The sequence below is a fragment of the Clostridium lapidicellarium genome (genome assembly GCF_041224415.1).
In the GTDB taxonomy this organism is placed as follows: Bacteria; Bacillota; Clostridia; order Clostridiales; family Clostridiaceae; genus Clostridium_B; species Clostridium_B lapidicellarium.
Genome location: NZ_JBGFFE010000035.1, coordinates 1 through 16,711, shown reverse-complemented (window position 1 = coordinate 16,711; position 16,711 = coordinate 1). Strand labels below are relative to the sequence as shown.

Here is a 16,711-nt window from a genome sequence, read left to right as displayed (position 1 = left end):
TATATAAGGGATACCGCAGTTCACAGTTTGGCTTGAAAAACAGCCGAATGCTTGTTTTGCTTGTCCAACCATTTACACTTTATTCACAATATTTGTGGTAACCTGGCTATTTTCAGTCCAGATTAATCCCCGATAACTGCTGTGATACCAAGGGTATATGGGATCATGGTTTGGCTTAAAAAGCAGGTGAGTGTTTGGAGCATCTGTTCACAATTTGTTCATGACTCCCGGGGGTTGCATGTCCACCTGGCAATTTGCCTCACTCACGTTGTTCAACAAAGAACATAGTATATTTCCCCGATTACGAGTCCTGGTGCAGTAATCAAATTATCTATAGTTCCACTTCCTCCATCATCAACTAATTCTTTGCTTTTAAAAAAAACATGAAAATATTTTTCCCCATTTGAATCATATTCAGGAATATTATTACAATAAGTCAAAAGATCTGGAGAATTTTTAAGTTCATCTTTTTCCATAGCCAGTTTAATTGCCATTTGTGGAGTATAATTATCATCCTCATTTTTAGGTATAGAATTTCCCTGTGCAGCTGAAACCTTTGCAGTTTCCTCTTTGTGCTCCTGTACAGCTTTTGCTATATCACTTTTAATACTCTTTGCATCTTTATTGTCAGCATCTAGCTTGAACACATTGGCAAGGTATTTATCGGCATTATCAAAATCATTATTTTTAAAGCTTGCTCTTGCTCTTGACAGATTATCTGATACATAAAGGTTCCTGCACTGCTCAATATTATTTTTAGAAGCTTTATACCTTTTAGTATCATGGTTGTCCATTTTTTTAAACATATCAACTGCACCAAGGTAATTTTTGTCTTTCATTTCCTTCACTGCCTTATCGTAACTAGCCTTCGAACTTTTAAGAATGCCTGCAAGCTTTATTTTTCCATCAATTTTAGAATTTTTCCTGTAAGTTTCAGCCTGAGTATACAAATTTATCGCCCTGTCAAAATTATCTGAAGCTGCTGCTTTGTCCCCAGATGATATTAAATCATAATAGGATTTTACTCTGTCAAAGTAATAGAAACCGGAACAAGCTACAGCTACAACAATTGAAATTGCTAAAATTATTACATTCCTTTTCTTAAACAAACGGCTGCTAAACATTTAATTCTCTCCCTCGAATTTTTTATATTAATATAAAATTTGCAATGCCTAACTTCAGTAAGATCACTAAGTAATACTCCATAAATAAACCTAATGCCAATTTCCAAGTGCAGTGATTTTATAGTCTATCATTGCAGCACCTACATTTTAAATATTATTTCCTAATTATCATTACATTTATCGGAATATTTCAACTATGCTTTAATAAAATAACAATTATTCAAAACAGAATATTACTGAAGAACATTTCAGCATTATCACAGCAGTTTTTTTGGCATATCAACTGATTCCTCAAGTGCATCTATTTTTTTTGTCTTTCTTTAAGTTCTCCCCTTAAAGATTTCTTTACAATATTTAAACTTAATTAATCAATATAACACCTTATTGTAACAATGGAGCTGTATAGTAAATAAATAAAGTTTGTAGAAATGGAGTTTATTTATGGAGGAGCTTAATATAAATTCATCAAAATGCAGAAGCTGTTATTTTGATAATTTAAAATTTCTTTTAATCACCTTGGTAGTAGTTGGGCATACTATTGAGCCGTTAATTGGTTCATACCCCAATATAAAATTAATATATAATTTTATATATTCTTTTCATATGCCTTTATTTGTTTTTATTTCAGGCTATTTTTCAAAGAATATGGGCAGTGACAAAAAATTTTTTTCAAAAATCACAAGTATTCTTATGTATTACATTATTTTTCAATTATTGTATTGTCTATTCAATATCTATGTACTTAAAAAGCAAAATTTTAAAATTACTTTTGTCAATCCATACTGGATTACCTGGTATCTTCTTTCACTTGTCATATGGAATCTCATATTGCCTTATTTCTCCAAAATAAAGTACTCAATTATAATAACCTTTGCTATTTCCATATTAAGCGGATATGATAATAATATTGGATACTATTTGAGCTTGTCGAGGACTATAACTTTTTTCCCATATTTTTTAATGGGATACTTCTGCAAAGAACATTATATAGATACTGTAAGAAAATATATTGGAAAAAAATATGCTGTTCTAGGTTTATTAATTCTCTTCCTGCTGATACATCTGTTAAATGATAAAATCGATTATAGGTGGTTTTACGGCAGTTATTCCTATTCACAGCTAGACAGTCCGAATTGTCCTGAATATATAGTGCGTATATCTACATATATTATAGCTGTAATTATATCTATCATTATTTTAATTTTAATTCCAGATAAAAATTTGCTTTTTACAAAATTAGGATCCAGAACCATAACCGTATATGGATTTCACGGCTTCATTATTAAAACACTGGTTAAATACAACTTTTTTGATTATATAAATTCCTTTGTAAGTGAAATATCAATTATCATACTTTCACTGCTTATTGTAATCCTGCTTTCTTCCAAATTTATCAATAAAATCACTGAAATAATAATTCATCCCAAATTTTTCGAACAGATAAACTTGAGCAAAATTTAACTGGGGATTTATCACAAGTTAACATACTTGTTTATGAAGCACAGGAAATATCTAAAACGGTTAATTTTTCAGAAGATAAAGCTAAACTTATGGAATGTACAATTAAAGTACATTTTATTTTTTCATCTGACAGATCAATCAACCTACTATTTATTTTATTATGTCATATATTATAAAGATTTCCGGATTTCATCCGGAAATCAACCATATATATCAATTCAATTTTCTCTGCTTCAGCTTTTCTTTAAACTCTCCAATGGAACTGCTCCTGGCGGTATCCTCAAAAATGGAGCTCAAAGTATTTTCGTCCTCTATCTTTCTTATATTGTCCATACAGAAAGTATCGGAAAACTTGATGTAAAGTAACTTTTCCAGGCTTTGAAGCAAGCCATCTGCTATACCTTCCGTCTTGCCCTCTTCTCTGAGCTTCTTATCAAGTTCAAACTTCTTCACCATATCCATTAAAAACTCCATGTTGCTCTCACTTATCTTCAGCATTCCCATGTCCTTATTCAATGCACAATTTACAGTGCATAATATACAATTAAAGTGCATTTTATTTTTTTATTCGCCAAATCAATCAACCGCCCTGCTATTTATTTTATTATATCATATATTATCCCCTCAAAAATTTAACCTTATACAAACGTTTGTTCCTCACTTGATATTTTAAAATACTTTTCCATTTAGTATATTCCTTTACACTAATTTCACCTGAACCTAAGAATCACTTGATAATTGTTAAAAATAACATAAAAGAAAATACTAAAATGATTATTTAAGTCCATATTTATGAAGTATAATTAAATAAAAGACTGACTATTAAATAAAAGTTAAGACATAAAATAATATTCTTCAAATACAATCGGAGCTTTATAATTGTATGGCAAGCAGAGCATCTGCAAGAGATGAAGAAATATCGTGTGTTTATGAAAACGATTTTTATGTGGCTAATGCGGTAAAGGTTATAAAGGGATGTATTTTGGACAAGAAAAATCTGATATACAGAGAAACGGGAAAAACAGTTTTTTCCCTTATTATTGATATTATATTTAACAAAGGATGATTTTATGAAACCCAGAATTGCAGTTATGAGTTATGATAGACTTACTAAATCTATATATTCAAATATTGATGGAGAAATGTTAAAAAAGATATATGTGATAAATTCAAAATTTAAAGATACTGTAAATATTGCTAAAAAACTGTGGAAGGAGGATAAAGTTGATGTATTTGTGGGTGGAAGTAGTAACCTGGAAATATTAAAGCACAATATTCCGGATGCACCTATTGTTGATATAAAAATTTCAGGTTTCAGTATAATGGAAGATCTTGTCACAGCAAAGAAAAATTCAAATAATGTAGCTATATTGACATATAAAAACCCTATAATTGACTTTAATTCATATAAAAATATATTCAATATTAATATAATTTCAAAATGCTTTAATAATTATAACCAGCTTAAAAATATAATTCATGTTTTAAAAAAATCAGGAATTAATAACGTAATAGGTTCAAGTATGGTATGTGATGCCTGTGATGAAATTGGCATGAATTCCATTTTTATTTATTCTAAAGACAGTATAATAAGTTCTATAGGCCAGGCTGTACAATTACAGGAATCCATAGGAAAGCAGAAATATAGAAATAGCCAGTTGAATGCTATTTTGGATTATGCATATTGTGGAATTATGGCAACGGATGAGAATAATATCATACAGGTGTATAATCCTATGGCCGAAAAGATTATGAGAATAAACAGAAAAAATGTAATAGGGAAACCTGTTAATAAGACTATAGAAAATACAAGACTTGATAAAATAATAATTACAAAAAAGGAAGAAATAAATCAGATACAAAAAGTAAACAATCAGACAATTTTAACAAACAGGGTTCCTCTGATGATAGGCGGACAGTTTAAAGGAGCTGTTGCTTCATTCCAGGATATAAAATCCATACAGAATTCAGAACGTAAAGTCAGAAGAGAAATTTACACAAGGGGTCTTGTAGCTAAATATACCTTTAACGATATAAAAGGCAAATCTAGGGCTATAAAAGACTGTATAACTCTAGCTGAAAAATATGCCAGAAGTGATTTTACAGTTTTAATTACGGGTGAATCTGGAACTGGAAAAGAGCTGTTCGCCAATAGTATTCACAATGAAAGCAAACGGAAAAATGAAGCATTTGTTGCTGTGAATTGTGCAGCACTGCCTGAAAATCTTTTGGAATCAGAATTGTTTGGATATGAAGAAGGAGCTTTCACAGGAGCAAAAAAAGGGGGTAAAATTGGCCTATTTGAGCTGGCACACAATGGAACTATTTTTTTAGACGAAATAGCTGAAATGCCCAAAAGTCTTCAATCAAGATTTTTAAGGGTTTTGCAGGAGAAAGAAGTCATGAGAATTGGAAGTGACAAGATAATTCCCATAAATGTGAGGATAATCAGTGCTACTAACAAAAACCTATGGGAAGAAGTATTAAATAAGAGATTCAGGGAAGATCTCTATTATAGATTGAATGTTCTTGAACTCGATATACCTCCACTTAGAGACAGAAGACAAGATATACCTGAAATTTCCAGAGAACTTATATCTTATGAATTCAGCGGATTATATGAAAAATACCAGAATAAATGGGAAGAAATTTTTAGATTACTTACTTCTTACGATTTTTGGGGAAATGTAAGAGAATTAAAGAACATTCTTAAAAGAATATCCATTTTTATTGGAAGTGAAAACAAGAATTGTTTTGACGCAGAGGAATTAGTGAATAAAGTATACAAAAAAAATGAAACACAAATATCACAAAATAAGAGGCTGGAAATTGAACGTATTTTAAAAGCCCTTTCTGAATTCAACGGCAACAGAGAGAAAACTGCCAAAAGACTTGGCATGAGTAGAACAACATTATGGCGTAAAATTAAAAATTATGGAATATCATAAACAATGAGAACATAAGAGAGTGGGCTTCTGCAAAATAAATTTGCAACAGCCCCCTGTTTTTTAAATATTATTGTATTTTTGTTCGGTTTTCCGAATTTTACTTAATTGAACAATCTCATTAAATTCTGGAAAATCTATCATGTTCCCTATTTTTCCTTGAGTGGTGCCCGTATTTTTGAGCTCATATAGTAGATCCTTAACAGCTTTTGTCATAACGTATAAAGTGGAAAGAGGATATATAGCTATTGCAAATCCTAAATTTTGAAGTTCTTCGGCCGAAAGTACAGGAGTTTTTCCACCTTCTATCATATTGGCAAGTATTGGCGCCTTTACTAATTTAGGTATCTGTCTTAATTTGTCTATATCAGGCGGTGCCTCTACAAATATTACATCTGCTCCTGCTTCCTTGTATAAATTTCCCCTTCTTATTGCCTCGTCAAATCCTATAGGAGCTAGTGCGTCAGTTCTCGCTATGATAACTGTATCCTCATCTTGTCTTGCATCTACTGCTGCTCTGATTTTTGCAGCCATTTCCTCGGCAGATATGACTTGTTTCCCATCCATATGTCCACATCTTTTAGGCCAGCATTGATCTTCTATCTGTATGGCAGCAGCTCCAGCTTTTTCATATTCCCTAACAGTTCTATACATGTTTAGGACATTGCCGTATCCAGTATCTGCATCTGCAATTATAGGTATATCTACAGACTCACTCATATATGACAGATGTTTTATCATTTCAGACGCCGACAGTAATCCTATATCCGGTGAGCCTAAAAGATTGGCCGCTGCACCATAACCCGTCATATATACAGAATCAAAACCGCTTTGTTCTACTATCTTTGCAGAAATGCTGTTAAATGCCCCTGGTGAAACTAGTAATTCTCTTCTTTTTATAAAATCTTTTATTATTTTTCCTCTACTCATAATTACATCCTCCTAAAAAATAAAATTTTAAATTTCTTCTAATGGTTTTTGTTTTGTCTCTACACCAAACACAGCAATAATAAACGCAGTAAGTGCCAAAAGTATTCCAAGGCATGTGAATATAGGTCTAGAACCATAATTAGTTAATAAGAAGGCAACTCCATAGGGACTGAATATAGTAGCCAGTCGTCCAGCGGCATTTGCAAGGCCGGTGCCTCTCAGTCTTATTTTTGTCGGGAACATTTCAGGTACATACACAGCAAGTCCTACTGTTACCAGTATATATATAAGTATTGTCAATAAAAATCCCAGAATCAGTATTATAGACATACTTCTTTGGAGAGGATATGCATAGCCTATTACTCCCGCTAGTATCATAGATAAAACCAAGCACCATTTTCTACCGTACCTATCTACGATAAAGCTTCCTATTATTGCACCAAGAGGTGCGCCAATCATCATTATGGTAGTATAACCTAGAGACTTTGAAAGGTTTATGCCGCTTTTTAAAAATAGTGTAGGAGCCCAAGTTATAAAAGTGTATATAAGTGTGTTTATAGTTATTAAAGTTATACATCCTACTATTGTCCTGGATAACATTTTGCCTTTGAATAAATCTGAAAATTTTCCCTCGGTTGCAATAACATTTTCTTTGTTCTGGTGAACTTTGGATGTATCTATTGGTGAAAGCTTTATATTTTCACTTTTCTCAACACTTTTTTCAAACATCTCTACTGTCTTTTCTGCATCTTCATATCTTCCTTTTGATTCATACCATCTTGGTGATTCAGGAAGCATTTTTCTCATATACCATACTATCAATGAAAATACACCTACAAATACGAACATATATCTCCAACCTATAGTTGGTATAATTATAAGTCCTAACAATGCAGAAATAGGTACTGCTATGTTGGTTATCAAGGACAACATGGAGACCCAGCGCCCTCTAACTTTTGCAGGTACAAATTCGCCAAGAAGTGCATACCCCGTAACTATTTCAGCTCCAAGACCTATCCCTATGACTCCCCTGCACGCTATCAGAAAAGTCATATTTGGGGAAATTGCTGCAACTAAAGATGCACCGCCGAAAATCAGCAGATCGAGTCTATATACAAATTTACGGCCGTATTTGTCCCCAAGAAATCCTGTGAGTAAAGCTCCTATTAAAAGTCCTATAAATGATGCTGAAATAAAAGTGGCATTTAAGGTGATTGTCGACCAACCACTTTTTAACAGAGAACTCAATACACTGCTTGCTAGATATATATCGAAACTATCTAAAAACATCCCCAGTCCTGTTAAACATAATATTTTATAATGAATCTTCGATACCGGCAGACGATCCATTCTTTCAGAAATAAAATGATTATTTGCTGTAAGAGAATTGACATTATCCATTTACAATTACCCCCCATTTTTAAAATACATTCTGCGCAAAAATATATTTTACTTTTCTATATAGCAGTATTCATGCCAATAATACAGAAGCAAGAAATAGGTTGTTTGTCATATATTTGTTTCATATATGTTTAAACTTGTTTAAAATTAAATGAAACAAATTAATATCAAATAGCTGAACTTCATAAATATATTATCTAAGAGTGCATGTTAAATACAATTACAGAATGGATAAAATCCTGGTATAGATGTTGCTAAGGTATAACAGGGGAAAGTTATATTGTAAAGTTAAATGACTTTATGAAAAAATCTAAAATCAAATTGGAAGGGAGTTTTAAAATGAAAAAGGCAACTAGATTAAAACAGCTTATAGGAAAGGATCAGATATTGATAATACCGGGTGTATATGATGCACTTGGAGCTAAAATAGCTGAAAATTCCGGATTTGAGGCAATTATAATGGGGGGATATCCAACTGCCGCCAGTAGATTGGGGCAGCCGGATATTGGTTATGTTACAATGACGGAAATGGCTGAAAATGCAAAATATATTGCTAATGCGGTAGACATTCCTCTATTTGTAGACGGTGATACAGGATATGGAAATGCATTGAGTGTAATGAGAACGGTTAAAGAATTTGAACAAGCTGGTGTATCAGGAATATTTTTTGAAGATCAGAAGTGGCCAAAAAGATGCGGCCACATGGAAGGCAAAAGGGTAATATCAATAGAAGAGCACTGCAAGAAAATTGAAGCAGCAGTAAAAGCTAAAGAAGATCCTGATCTAGTTATTGTAGCAAGAACGGATGCCAGAGCTGTAAATGGAATTGATGATGCAATAAAAAGAGGAAATGCGTACTCAAAGGCAGGTGCAGATTTGATTTTTATCGAAGCACCTCAATCCGTTGATGAATTAAAGCTTATAGCAAAATCCATAAAAGCACCTAAACTGGTTAATGTGATTGAACATGGAAGAACTCCATCTTTGACAGCAGCAGAATATCACAAAATGGGATTTGATGTGGTGATTTTCCCTCTTTCTTGTATTTATACGGTATCTAAAGCATTGAAAAGTCTATTTAAAAAGTTGAAAGAAGACGGCACTACTAAATGTATTGAAAAAGATATGATTTCCTTTAATGAATTTAACAAATTGATTGGGCTGCCTAATTATAGAAAATTGGAGGAAAAATTTTTAACCGATTCTGTAATAAAGGATAAATACGGCAGTAAGGAAAAGTTGGAAGAGGCAATGAGACAAGGTAGATAATTTGAGACTACTGCAAATTCATTTTGCAGTGTAGTGAGACAAAGCTTTCTATGATAAAATAAAAATCATGGGAGGCTTTTTTATTTATGTTATGGTGAGCTATCCATAATGTATGATGGCGGACTTTCCGAATAAAATTCTTATAAAGATAACGCCTTTTTTCTCAGGCGTTACTGACATACTCATTTTTAAATTATATATTTAAGTTTAAGACAGAAATAAATTTTAATATAGCTGTCTTTCCAAAATATCACAGAAAGCTAATTTACAGAAAAATCCTCACACCTCCCTCTCATTTTCTCTTCTGCCCTCCTTGTCCAGAGCTTTAATCTGTCCCACCAAATTATTGAGCTTATGATTTAATTCATTTATTCCCAATTTACTCAAATTGAAACTTTGAACTTTTTGTGCAAGCCCTCTCATTATAAATAGTTTTTTGTCAATAATGTTAAGTATATTTAACCTAATTACAAGAATATTCAGAAACGGCAATGATCAGTTTAAAAAAACAAATCCTGCAGATAATCACTTCATTTATAAAACACATTAAAAAATTTAGGTCAATAGATCATCTCATCTTTTATTCTTTATTTTATATTTTCATATCACCTTATAAATCTTAAATTTCTTCCCTCAAATGCCAATTTAAATTATCCTGTACTTTTTATACTATACATTAAATTTTTATTCTTAAAGAGTTCATCCTCTAATTCTATTTCTCACATAAAATAGGCCATCCAAATATACCTCTCCACGATTGTTCTATTAAATTTCTTTTCATTTCATCTTTTTCAATATAAAAAGCTGCACTCCATTTGTATTCTCTTAAAGATCCATATTGATAAAGTGCTAAACAACCTGTTCCCATCGGACATCCTAAGTGGGCAACAATTCTGCCTGAGATATCCTTTGCCTCTCCATTATACACAATATATTGATTGTGCTCATGTTGTTGTATATTTAATTTATTTTTAATAATAGCTTCATTTCTTTGGATAATCTGGGGAATATTTTTATGTTTATTTTTATCAATTACAGGATAACCTATATTAGCAAAAGCATCTATTGGTGTATCTGTTTTTATAAAATATACTCCTGTATTATATCTTAAAGCATCCCTTAACTCTCCGGAAAACCCTTTTATTTTAGCGCCTAGCTTAACTTCATACCATTTTAAACCATTATTTATATTATGAATCAATGAGTAAATTTGTTTATTAAACATTTTTCTTCCTTTATTGTAATAATTATTCTTAAAATACATAAAGTGCTTATTTCTGATAAATTTAGAGTACTCTGAATAAATAAATGGCAATAAATTTTACTCTATTAAAGTCTTTTAAACATTATGGAATCAAAAAAAGCTTCAAGAAATCTGATCATAAAACACCATTTAAAAGTACTACTATTTTAATAGCTTAGTCTCCTCAATCCACTTCCCCGTTTCTTCAATTCCCTGTTCAAGAGTATATTTAGGCTTCCATCCAATGAGCTTCTTTGCTTTGGAATAATTGCATTTTAGCTTCATGATTTCGCTCTGGGGATGTATATGCTTTACATGGTTCACCCTGACTTTGCCTTTATTTATGATATCTGCAAGTTCATTTATAGTGACATCCCTGCCGGTTCCTGCATTTATTATCTGTCCATCTGCCTTATCTGAATATCCGGATAAAACTATGAAATCGGCACAGTCTTTCACATAAAGAAGATCTCGAGTCTGGCTGCCGGAACCATATATATTTATATCTTTGCCTTCAAGCACATTGTTTATAAATATGGCTACAACGCCGCCTTCGCCGCCGGTTTTTTGAAAAGGGCCATAGGTATTAAAGGGTCTTATAACAACTGCAGGAAGTTTGTAGGCACTATAATAGGAGAGAACCATATTTTCAGCGGCTATTTTACTTCCGCCGTAGGGAGATACCGGCTTTATGGGATGGCATTCCGAAATACCTTCACTTCCGGATACGTCATACACCATACACGTGCTCATAAACACCACTTTACATGGATAAGTATTCTCTTCAGAATCCAATATCCAGCTGTCGCCGTCCATTCTGCCATTTTTCCCAAACATCTGGAATCTGGCCCTTTCAAGTATGTTAAAAGTTCCGACAGCATCATTGAAAAAAGTGGTTTCAGGATCATCAATACTGTCCTGAACATTTATGGATGCAGCCAGGTGGTATACTATGTCAAATTTATCTTTAAAAATTTCATCTAGTTTGTCCTTGTCCCTTACATCACCCTTAACAAATTTAAAATTAGAATTGTCTTTAAATTCTTCTATATTCTCAAGCCTTCCATTGGACAGATTATCGAGTACAATAACTGAATGATTTTCATCCAATAATTTTTTCACAACCCATCGCCCTATAAATCCGGCTCCGCCCGTTACCAACATATTCATATAAAATAAACCTCCTGAAGTAAATGATTCAAGCAATAAAATCTATATTATTTCCTAAATTAGGATCTGCTGAAATATCCGACATCATTTCAGTCATCTGTGCCGCAGTCTGGTTATTTGTATCCATTGCCATTTTCATAATTGCTATACCGGCATTCTGCTGGACCTTTGACTGGTTCATCACAATTGACAGCGCTGCTATATCCATAACAAAACATCTCCTTAATAAATATTTTATTTCAATATAAATCACATAAAAATTTTTACCTGTTTTTAAAATTGGATTCAATAAAATCAGCTATTCTTCCAGCACCACAGCCATCTATAAGTTTCTGTCCTCCAATAGATCTTTTCTTTCTTAAAGTATAATTGCTGCACAAATAAGCAAGACTATTTTTAAACCTGCCTTCATTCAAATCATAATACCATCCCAAATTTTCTATCATATTCATATCAGCCAGCTTCTGAGATATGCCGCACTGGTTATCTGCAATTACAATACCAATAACCGGCACTCCGCTGGCAAGCAGTTCACATATACTGCTTCCCGATGCCGACACTGTCACATCACATTTTCCCATTACATCTGCCATATCAGCATTAAAACAAAATTTCATATTCTTAAAATATTTATTTTTAAAATACTCTTTATTTTTAAAAGAAGGTCCTATAATCACATGAAAATTGAATTTTAAATCTTTTATCCAATCTACTATTGTTCTGGTAAATTCAACAGGATCCGATCCACCCATGGTTATCATTATATCTTCAACCTTTTCATGAATGTGCTTTTTAGGTAAATCCCTAAATTCGTCCCTGAGCATTAGATATTTCAGGCCCAATAATTTATATTTTTGAGGATAATTAAATTCCAGTGCATTTATATTCTGATTTATAATTAAATCTACAGGATAATTGAAAGAATCAATATCATCTATATATACAGTATGTTTCACAAATTCTCTGGTTTTCATAAAGTAATCTTCATTTACATCATAGCTGTCTGTTATAAGCACATCTGCATGAATATTGGGCAATACCTCCAAAATACTTTGTCTAAATAAAGATACTTTAAATCCATTCCGCTGTATTTCAAGTATTCCACTTCTATTTTCAACACTGTATTTGCATATATAGCATATTTTATTTTTTAAAGACAATTCCCTTGCGAGCACAAGTGTTCTCATTATATGGCCCATACCTATGCTGATGCCGCCTTCTGCCCTTATTGCTATTTTCAAATCCAATTTACCTTCCTGCTTTTACTAAATTAAGCCTTCACCTATCAAAAGTTTTCTTACCTCTTCCTTCGTTATGGGAATGAGATCAGAAGAATTATAGCTTCCAGCTTTGGCTTTCTTTTTCAGTTTATAATATTTATCTAGTTCACCGACATAAGTATTAGGTATAACTGCATACATACCCCCTAAGTCATAAGCAATCTGAGATTCCTCATAGGTCATAAGTTCTTCAAACTTCCTCTCCCCTGCCCTTAAGCCTATATTTTCTATTTTTATACTATTTAAATCAATATCAGATTTTTTACAGATTTCTTCTACTACCACCTGTACCAAATCCAATAATCTTATTACCGGCATTTTAAGTACAAACGCTTCACCGCCGTGAGATTTTTCTGCTGCATCCATTATCAAAGACACAGCTTGAGATAAAGTCATCATAAACCTGGTCATATTACTATCCGTAACAGTTATATATCCCTTCTCAAGTATCTGCTTTTTAAATAACGGTATAACTGAACCACGGGAGCCCATGACATTTCCAAATCTAGTCACTGCAAATCTTGTCCTAACCTTTCCTTTGCTAAAATTAGCTGCCTGTACTAATTTTTCAGCTAAAAGCTTGGTAGCTCCATAGGTATTAGTAGGATTTATGGCTTTATCGGAACTTGTAAAAAGCACGGAATCTACATTATTATATACAGCAGCTTTTATAACATTTTCCATGCCATGTACATTTGTCTTGATAGCTTCCGTTGGATTGTATTCACAGGAGGGCACATGCTTCATGGCAGCAAGATTGAATACTATATCTATGTCATTCATTGCCCTTTCAACTCTATCATAATCTCTTACATCGCCAATTAAATACCTAAATTCCGATATATGGTCAAGTTCCTTTTCCATAATGAATTGTTTATACTCATCTCTGCTAAAAATTCTTATGACATTTGGCTTCTGAGACAACAACTGTTTTGCAAGTTCTCTTCCTATAGTTCCCGTTCCACCTATTATAAGAATATTTTTGCCTGTATAATATCCCATTATTGTCCTCCATAAATAACAATTATATTAAAAATAATTTTTATTCATTAAATTCTTTATTTAATAAAGATAATATAAATGAATTATACCATTTTCCATTATAAAAATAATTTTCTCTAAGTACCCCATCTAAATGAAAATTAAATTTATCAAGCAGCTGTTTTTTTAAAGCATCAAATTCATATATTTCTGTCCAAATTTTATTTAATCCCAAATTATTAAATCCATATTCAAAAAGCAGCTTACAGCTTTCTTCTGCATATCCTTTATTATCTATATAGACATTATCTAGTCCTATATAAATAGATATTTCTGCATATCTATAGATCCAATTTAAATAACATAATCCACAACAACCTAATAATCTATTATCATCAATTCTTTTTATAGAAAACATAATAGTAGAAGAATCATTTAACACTTTAGATTCATACCAATTGTTCTGCATATCACAATTTATTTCTCTATATTCTCTAAAGTATTTTCTAAAATCCTCTCTATTCCTCCAATTCATAAAAAGAGCTAAATCATTTCTCTCCACTGCAGCCAAATAGACTTTTTTACCTTTTAACAATTATTTTATATCCCTCCATTTAACGTAATCATCTTTTTTTACATCCCGAATTAATTTTTTCCCTATAACATCCTCTATTTTATAAGGAGGTATTCCATCTTCTTTAATTGGTCTAACGGGAAACAGATCATCTTTGCCTAAAACTGTCCCACTTTTAACATCCCTTGTAAAATACAACGCTCTTCTTTGAATTTTAACAGTATCCGCTTCATTTTTTTCTATCTTTTTCAATCCATCACCCATTGCATTCCAAAGATCTAAAGACGAGTCTACCATCTGCCTCCATGTATTGGGGTTCATTGAAAATTTATGATCCGGCCCCTTCCTATCATTATCATCTGTAAAGTGTTTTTCTATAACACATACCCCAAGCGCAATGGCACCAAGCACTGTAGTATTTCCATATGTATGATCTGATAATCCCAAAATAACGTCTGGAAATAAATCTCTATATTGCTTTAACACATTTAAATTTATATATTTAAAGTTCTCTTTATTTACAGTGTAATTTGTATTACATTGCATAAGAACTATATCTTTATTTATATTTTTAATAGAACTAACTGCTCTTTTAACATCTTCAATAGTAGATGCACCTGTAGCAATAATTATAGGTTTACCCTTTAAAGCAATATATTTTAATATATCAATCCATGTTATATCACCTGAACCAATTTTAAATGCATTTACATATGGATCAACTAAATCCACCGAATTAAAATCATAGCAGCTTGTCATATATTCTATGCCAACTTCGTCACATTTTTCTTTTAGCAATTTAGTCCATTTTCCTGGAATACTTACATCTTCATATACTTCATAAACTGATTTATTCCATGAAGATTGATGCGAAAGCTGTCCTCCAAGTGATTCAAATCCACTTTTACTTACTATATGGGCAGCATTGAAATTCTGAAATTTAGCAGCATCCGCACCACTTTTTTTTGCAAGTTCTATAAGCTTGAAAGCTCTATTTATATCACCATCATGATTAGAAGCAATATCTGCTATAAAATAAGGCTTTTCTCCTAATCCAATAATTCTATTTCCTATTTTAATTTTATGCATAGAATGCCTCCCTAAAATTATTGTAATCATGATAAAAAGACTCTAATCCATCCTCAATATTAACTGAGTATCCCGTAATTTTCTCAAGTTTTGATACATCTAATGTTGTATTTTTAGGTCTTTCAGCATTAAAATCTACATCATTTACAAATCCTTTTTTTAATAAAGTATCATCAAAATCAAATCTTCTACATAAATACTTTAAAAATTCATATTTACTAATATATTTATTTGAACCAATATGTATCAAGCCTTTATAATCAACATCAAGTAATTTTACTAATATCTCAGCAAATTGTTTTGTATATACAGGATTAAAAAATACATCATCAAATCCCGAAATCCTATTTTTTTTAGACAAATTATTTATTGCCCATTCTGCAAGAGAATTTCCCCTATTCGTGTGAAATCCATATATGTTTGTTCTAGCAACTATAGAATTTTTATTTTCTTGTAATGCAAATTTTTCTCCCTCTCTCTTAGTAAATGCATAATAATTTAAGGGATTAGTTTTATCAGTTTCTACATAATTACCTTTTTCCCCATCAAAAACTGAATCAGTAGAGATATATATGAATTTTGTTTTGGGGCTATTATAACTGGACAGGACTCTTACAGCTTCAGAATTTAATTTATAACAATAATTTTTATCAGCTTCACATTTGTCAACATTTACGTTGGCTGCACAATGAATTATTATATCAGGTCTAACACAAGTTAAAACCCTACTTAATTCTTTAAAATCAGTAAGATTACATATTATACTACGTGCCTGATCCAAATCAATATCTTGTTTCCTATTAATACCAAATACATCGAATTTATTATCTAATAAAAAAGATAATTCTATATCTTTCCCAAGCATACCATTTGAACCTGTAATTAAAATTTTTTTATAATAATCCATATCTAGTTAATCATTCTCCTCTTATTCAAATTTTTTATACTTTTAATATAATTATCATTATCAATCATATTTGCTGTTTGGGTAATAAATTCATATATGTCCATTCCAAAATACCAGGCAGAAACAATATTGAATTTTGACTTTACATATGCGGTTGCCAGTGAAGCATCAGTAAAAAAATTGATGTGTCCCAAAGGATCTAAATGTCTTATTATAGTATTGGGAGTTAGACTTTGAACTGATGTACTAAAAGATTCCCATCTTGGTACTTCAACTACAATAATAGTTTTTCTATGGTACTATGTCAAGAAAAAGCACAAATTAAAATGGGAAAATT

Annotated in this window: 16 protein-coding genes; 4 read left to right on the top strand and 12 right to left on the bottom strand. The window is 31.7% G+C overall.

The features are described 5' to 3' along the window. Nucleotides 1-272: 272 nt before the first annotated feature. Nucleotides 273-1,124 carry a hypothetical protein gene (locus AB8S09_RS15080; protein WP_369869455.1) on the bottom strand — a complete coding sequence of 284 codons (852 nt, stop codon included), beginning with the start codon at nucleotides 1,122-1,124 and terminating at the stop codon, nucleotides 273-275. A gap of 441 nt (nucleotides 1,125-1,565) precedes the next feature. On the opposite strand from AB8S09_RS15080, the gene AB8S09_RS15075 reads away from it, so the two are divergent. After that, on the top strand, nucleotides 1,566-2,585 hold the full coding sequence (locus AB8S09_RS15075) for an acyltransferase family protein (RefSeq protein WP_369869454.1): 1,020 nt from the start codon (nucleotides 1,566-1,568) through the stop codon (nucleotides 2,583-2,585). Nucleotides 2,586-2,798: 213 nt separating this feature from the next. Here the strand turns inward: AB8S09_RS15075 and AB8S09_RS15070 are convergent, their stop codons facing one another. Then, nucleotides 2,799-3,140: a hypothetical protein gene (locus AB8S09_RS15070; protein WP_369869453.1), complete on the bottom strand. Its 342-nt coding sequence runs from the start codon at nucleotides 3,138-3,140 to the stop codon at nucleotides 2,799-2,801. A gap of 328 nt (nucleotides 3,141-3,468) precedes the next feature. On the opposite strand from AB8S09_RS15070, the gene AB8S09_RS15065 reads away from it, so the two are divergent. Together AB8S09_RS15065 and AB8S09_RS15060 are read left to right on the top strand one after the other, a co-directional pair. Then, the gene (locus AB8S09_RS15065) at nucleotides 3,469-3,651 is read left to right on the top strand and encodes an FmdE family protein (RefSeq protein WP_369869452.1); all 183 of its coding nucleotides are present in this window, start codon (nucleotides 3,469-3,471) and stop codon (nucleotides 3,649-3,651) included. A 4-nt stretch (nucleotides 3,652-3,655) separates the two neighbouring features. Further along, nucleotides 3,656-5,533 (top strand): sigma 54-interacting transcriptional regulator, encoded by a 1,878-nt coding sequence (locus AB8S09_RS15060; RefSeq protein ID WP_369869450.1) that lies wholly within the window; start codon nucleotides 3,656-3,658, stop codon nucleotides 5,531-5,533. Nucleotides 5,534-5,593: 60 nt separating this feature from the next. Here AB8S09_RS15060 and AB8S09_RS15055 read toward each other — a convergent pair whose 3' ends face one another. Continuing rightward, entirely contained in the window at nucleotides 5,594-6,460 is an 867-nt protein-coding gene (locus AB8S09_RS15055; protein ID WP_369869449.1) for an isocitrate lyase/PEP mutase family protein, read from the bottom strand. A gap of 27 nt (nucleotides 6,461-6,487) precedes the next feature. Beyond that, entirely contained in the window at nucleotides 6,488-7,861 is a 1,374-nt protein-coding gene (locus tag AB8S09_RS15050; RefSeq protein WP_369869448.1) for an MFS transporter, read from the bottom strand. A 300-nt stretch (nucleotides 7,862-8,161) separates the two neighbouring features. Between AB8S09_RS15050 and AB8S09_RS15045 the strand changes: the two genes are divergently transcribed. Continuing rightward, nucleotides 8,162-9,130 carry an isocitrate lyase/PEP mutase family protein gene (locus AB8S09_RS15045; protein WP_369869447.1) on the top strand — a complete coding sequence of 323 codons (969 nt, stop codon included), beginning with the start codon at nucleotides 8,162-8,164 and terminating at the stop codon, nucleotides 9,128-9,130. 712 nt (nucleotides 9,131-9,842) lie between these two features. Here the strand turns inward: AB8S09_RS15045 and AB8S09_RS15040 are convergent. The 8 genes from AB8S09_RS15040 to AB8S09_RS15005 form a co-directional block, all read right to left on the bottom strand. Continuing rightward, nucleotides 9,843-10,355, bottom strand: coding sequence for a hypothetical protein (locus AB8S09_RS15040; RefSeq protein ID WP_369869446.1), 513 nt, complete (start codon nucleotides 10,353-10,355; stop codon nucleotides 9,843-9,845). Nucleotides 10,356-10,535: 180 nt separating this feature from the next. Beyond that, a complete protein-coding gene (locus tag AB8S09_RS15035) occupies nucleotides 10,536-11,543 on the bottom strand; it encodes a dTDP-glucose 4,6-dehydratase (RefSeq protein WP_294182020.1) in 1,008 nt (335 codons plus the stop codon). 28 nt (nucleotides 11,544-11,571) lie between these two features. After that, the gene (locus AB8S09_RS15030) at nucleotides 11,572-11,751 is read right to left on the bottom strand and encodes a YjfB family protein (RefSeq protein WP_369869445.1); all 180 of its coding nucleotides are present in this window, start codon (nucleotides 11,749-11,751) and stop codon (nucleotides 11,572-11,574) included. A gap of 55 nt (nucleotides 11,752-11,806) precedes the next feature. Continuing rightward, complete coding sequence (gene pseG / locus AB8S09_RS15025; protein ID WP_369869444.1) at nucleotides 11,807-12,790, bottom strand: UDP-2,4-diacetamido-2,4,6-trideoxy-beta-L-altropyranose hydrolase; 984 nt, start codon at nucleotides 12,788-12,790, stop codon at nucleotides 11,807-11,809. An 18-nt stretch (nucleotides 12,791-12,808) separates the two neighbouring features. After that, a complete protein-coding gene (locus AB8S09_RS15020) occupies nucleotides 12,809-13,825 on the bottom strand; it encodes an SDR family NAD(P)-dependent oxidoreductase (RefSeq protein ID WP_369869443.1) in 1,017 nt (338 codons plus the stop codon). Between the two features lie 40 nt (nucleotides 13,826-13,865). Beyond that, on the bottom strand, nucleotides 13,866-14,399 hold the full coding sequence (locus AB8S09_RS15015; RefSeq protein ID WP_369869442.1) for a GNAT family N-acetyltransferase: 534 nt from the start codon (nucleotides 14,397-14,399) through the stop codon (nucleotides 13,866-13,868). Continuing rightward, nucleotides 14,400-15,467 carry an N-acetylneuraminate synthase family protein gene (locus AB8S09_RS15010; protein WP_369869441.1) on the bottom strand — a complete coding sequence of 356 codons (1,068 nt, stop codon included), beginning with the start codon at nucleotides 15,465-15,467 and terminating at the stop codon, nucleotides 14,400-14,402. Further along, the gene (locus tag AB8S09_RS15005; protein WP_369869440.1) at nucleotides 15,460-16,374 is read right to left on the bottom strand and encodes an SDR family oxidoreductase; all 915 of its coding nucleotides are present in this window, start codon (nucleotides 16,372-16,374) and stop codon (nucleotides 15,460-15,462) included. Before AB8S09_RS15005 ends, AB8S09_RS15010 begins: the two co-directional genes overlap by 8 nt. Nucleotides 16,375-16,711: the final 337 nt, after the last annotated feature.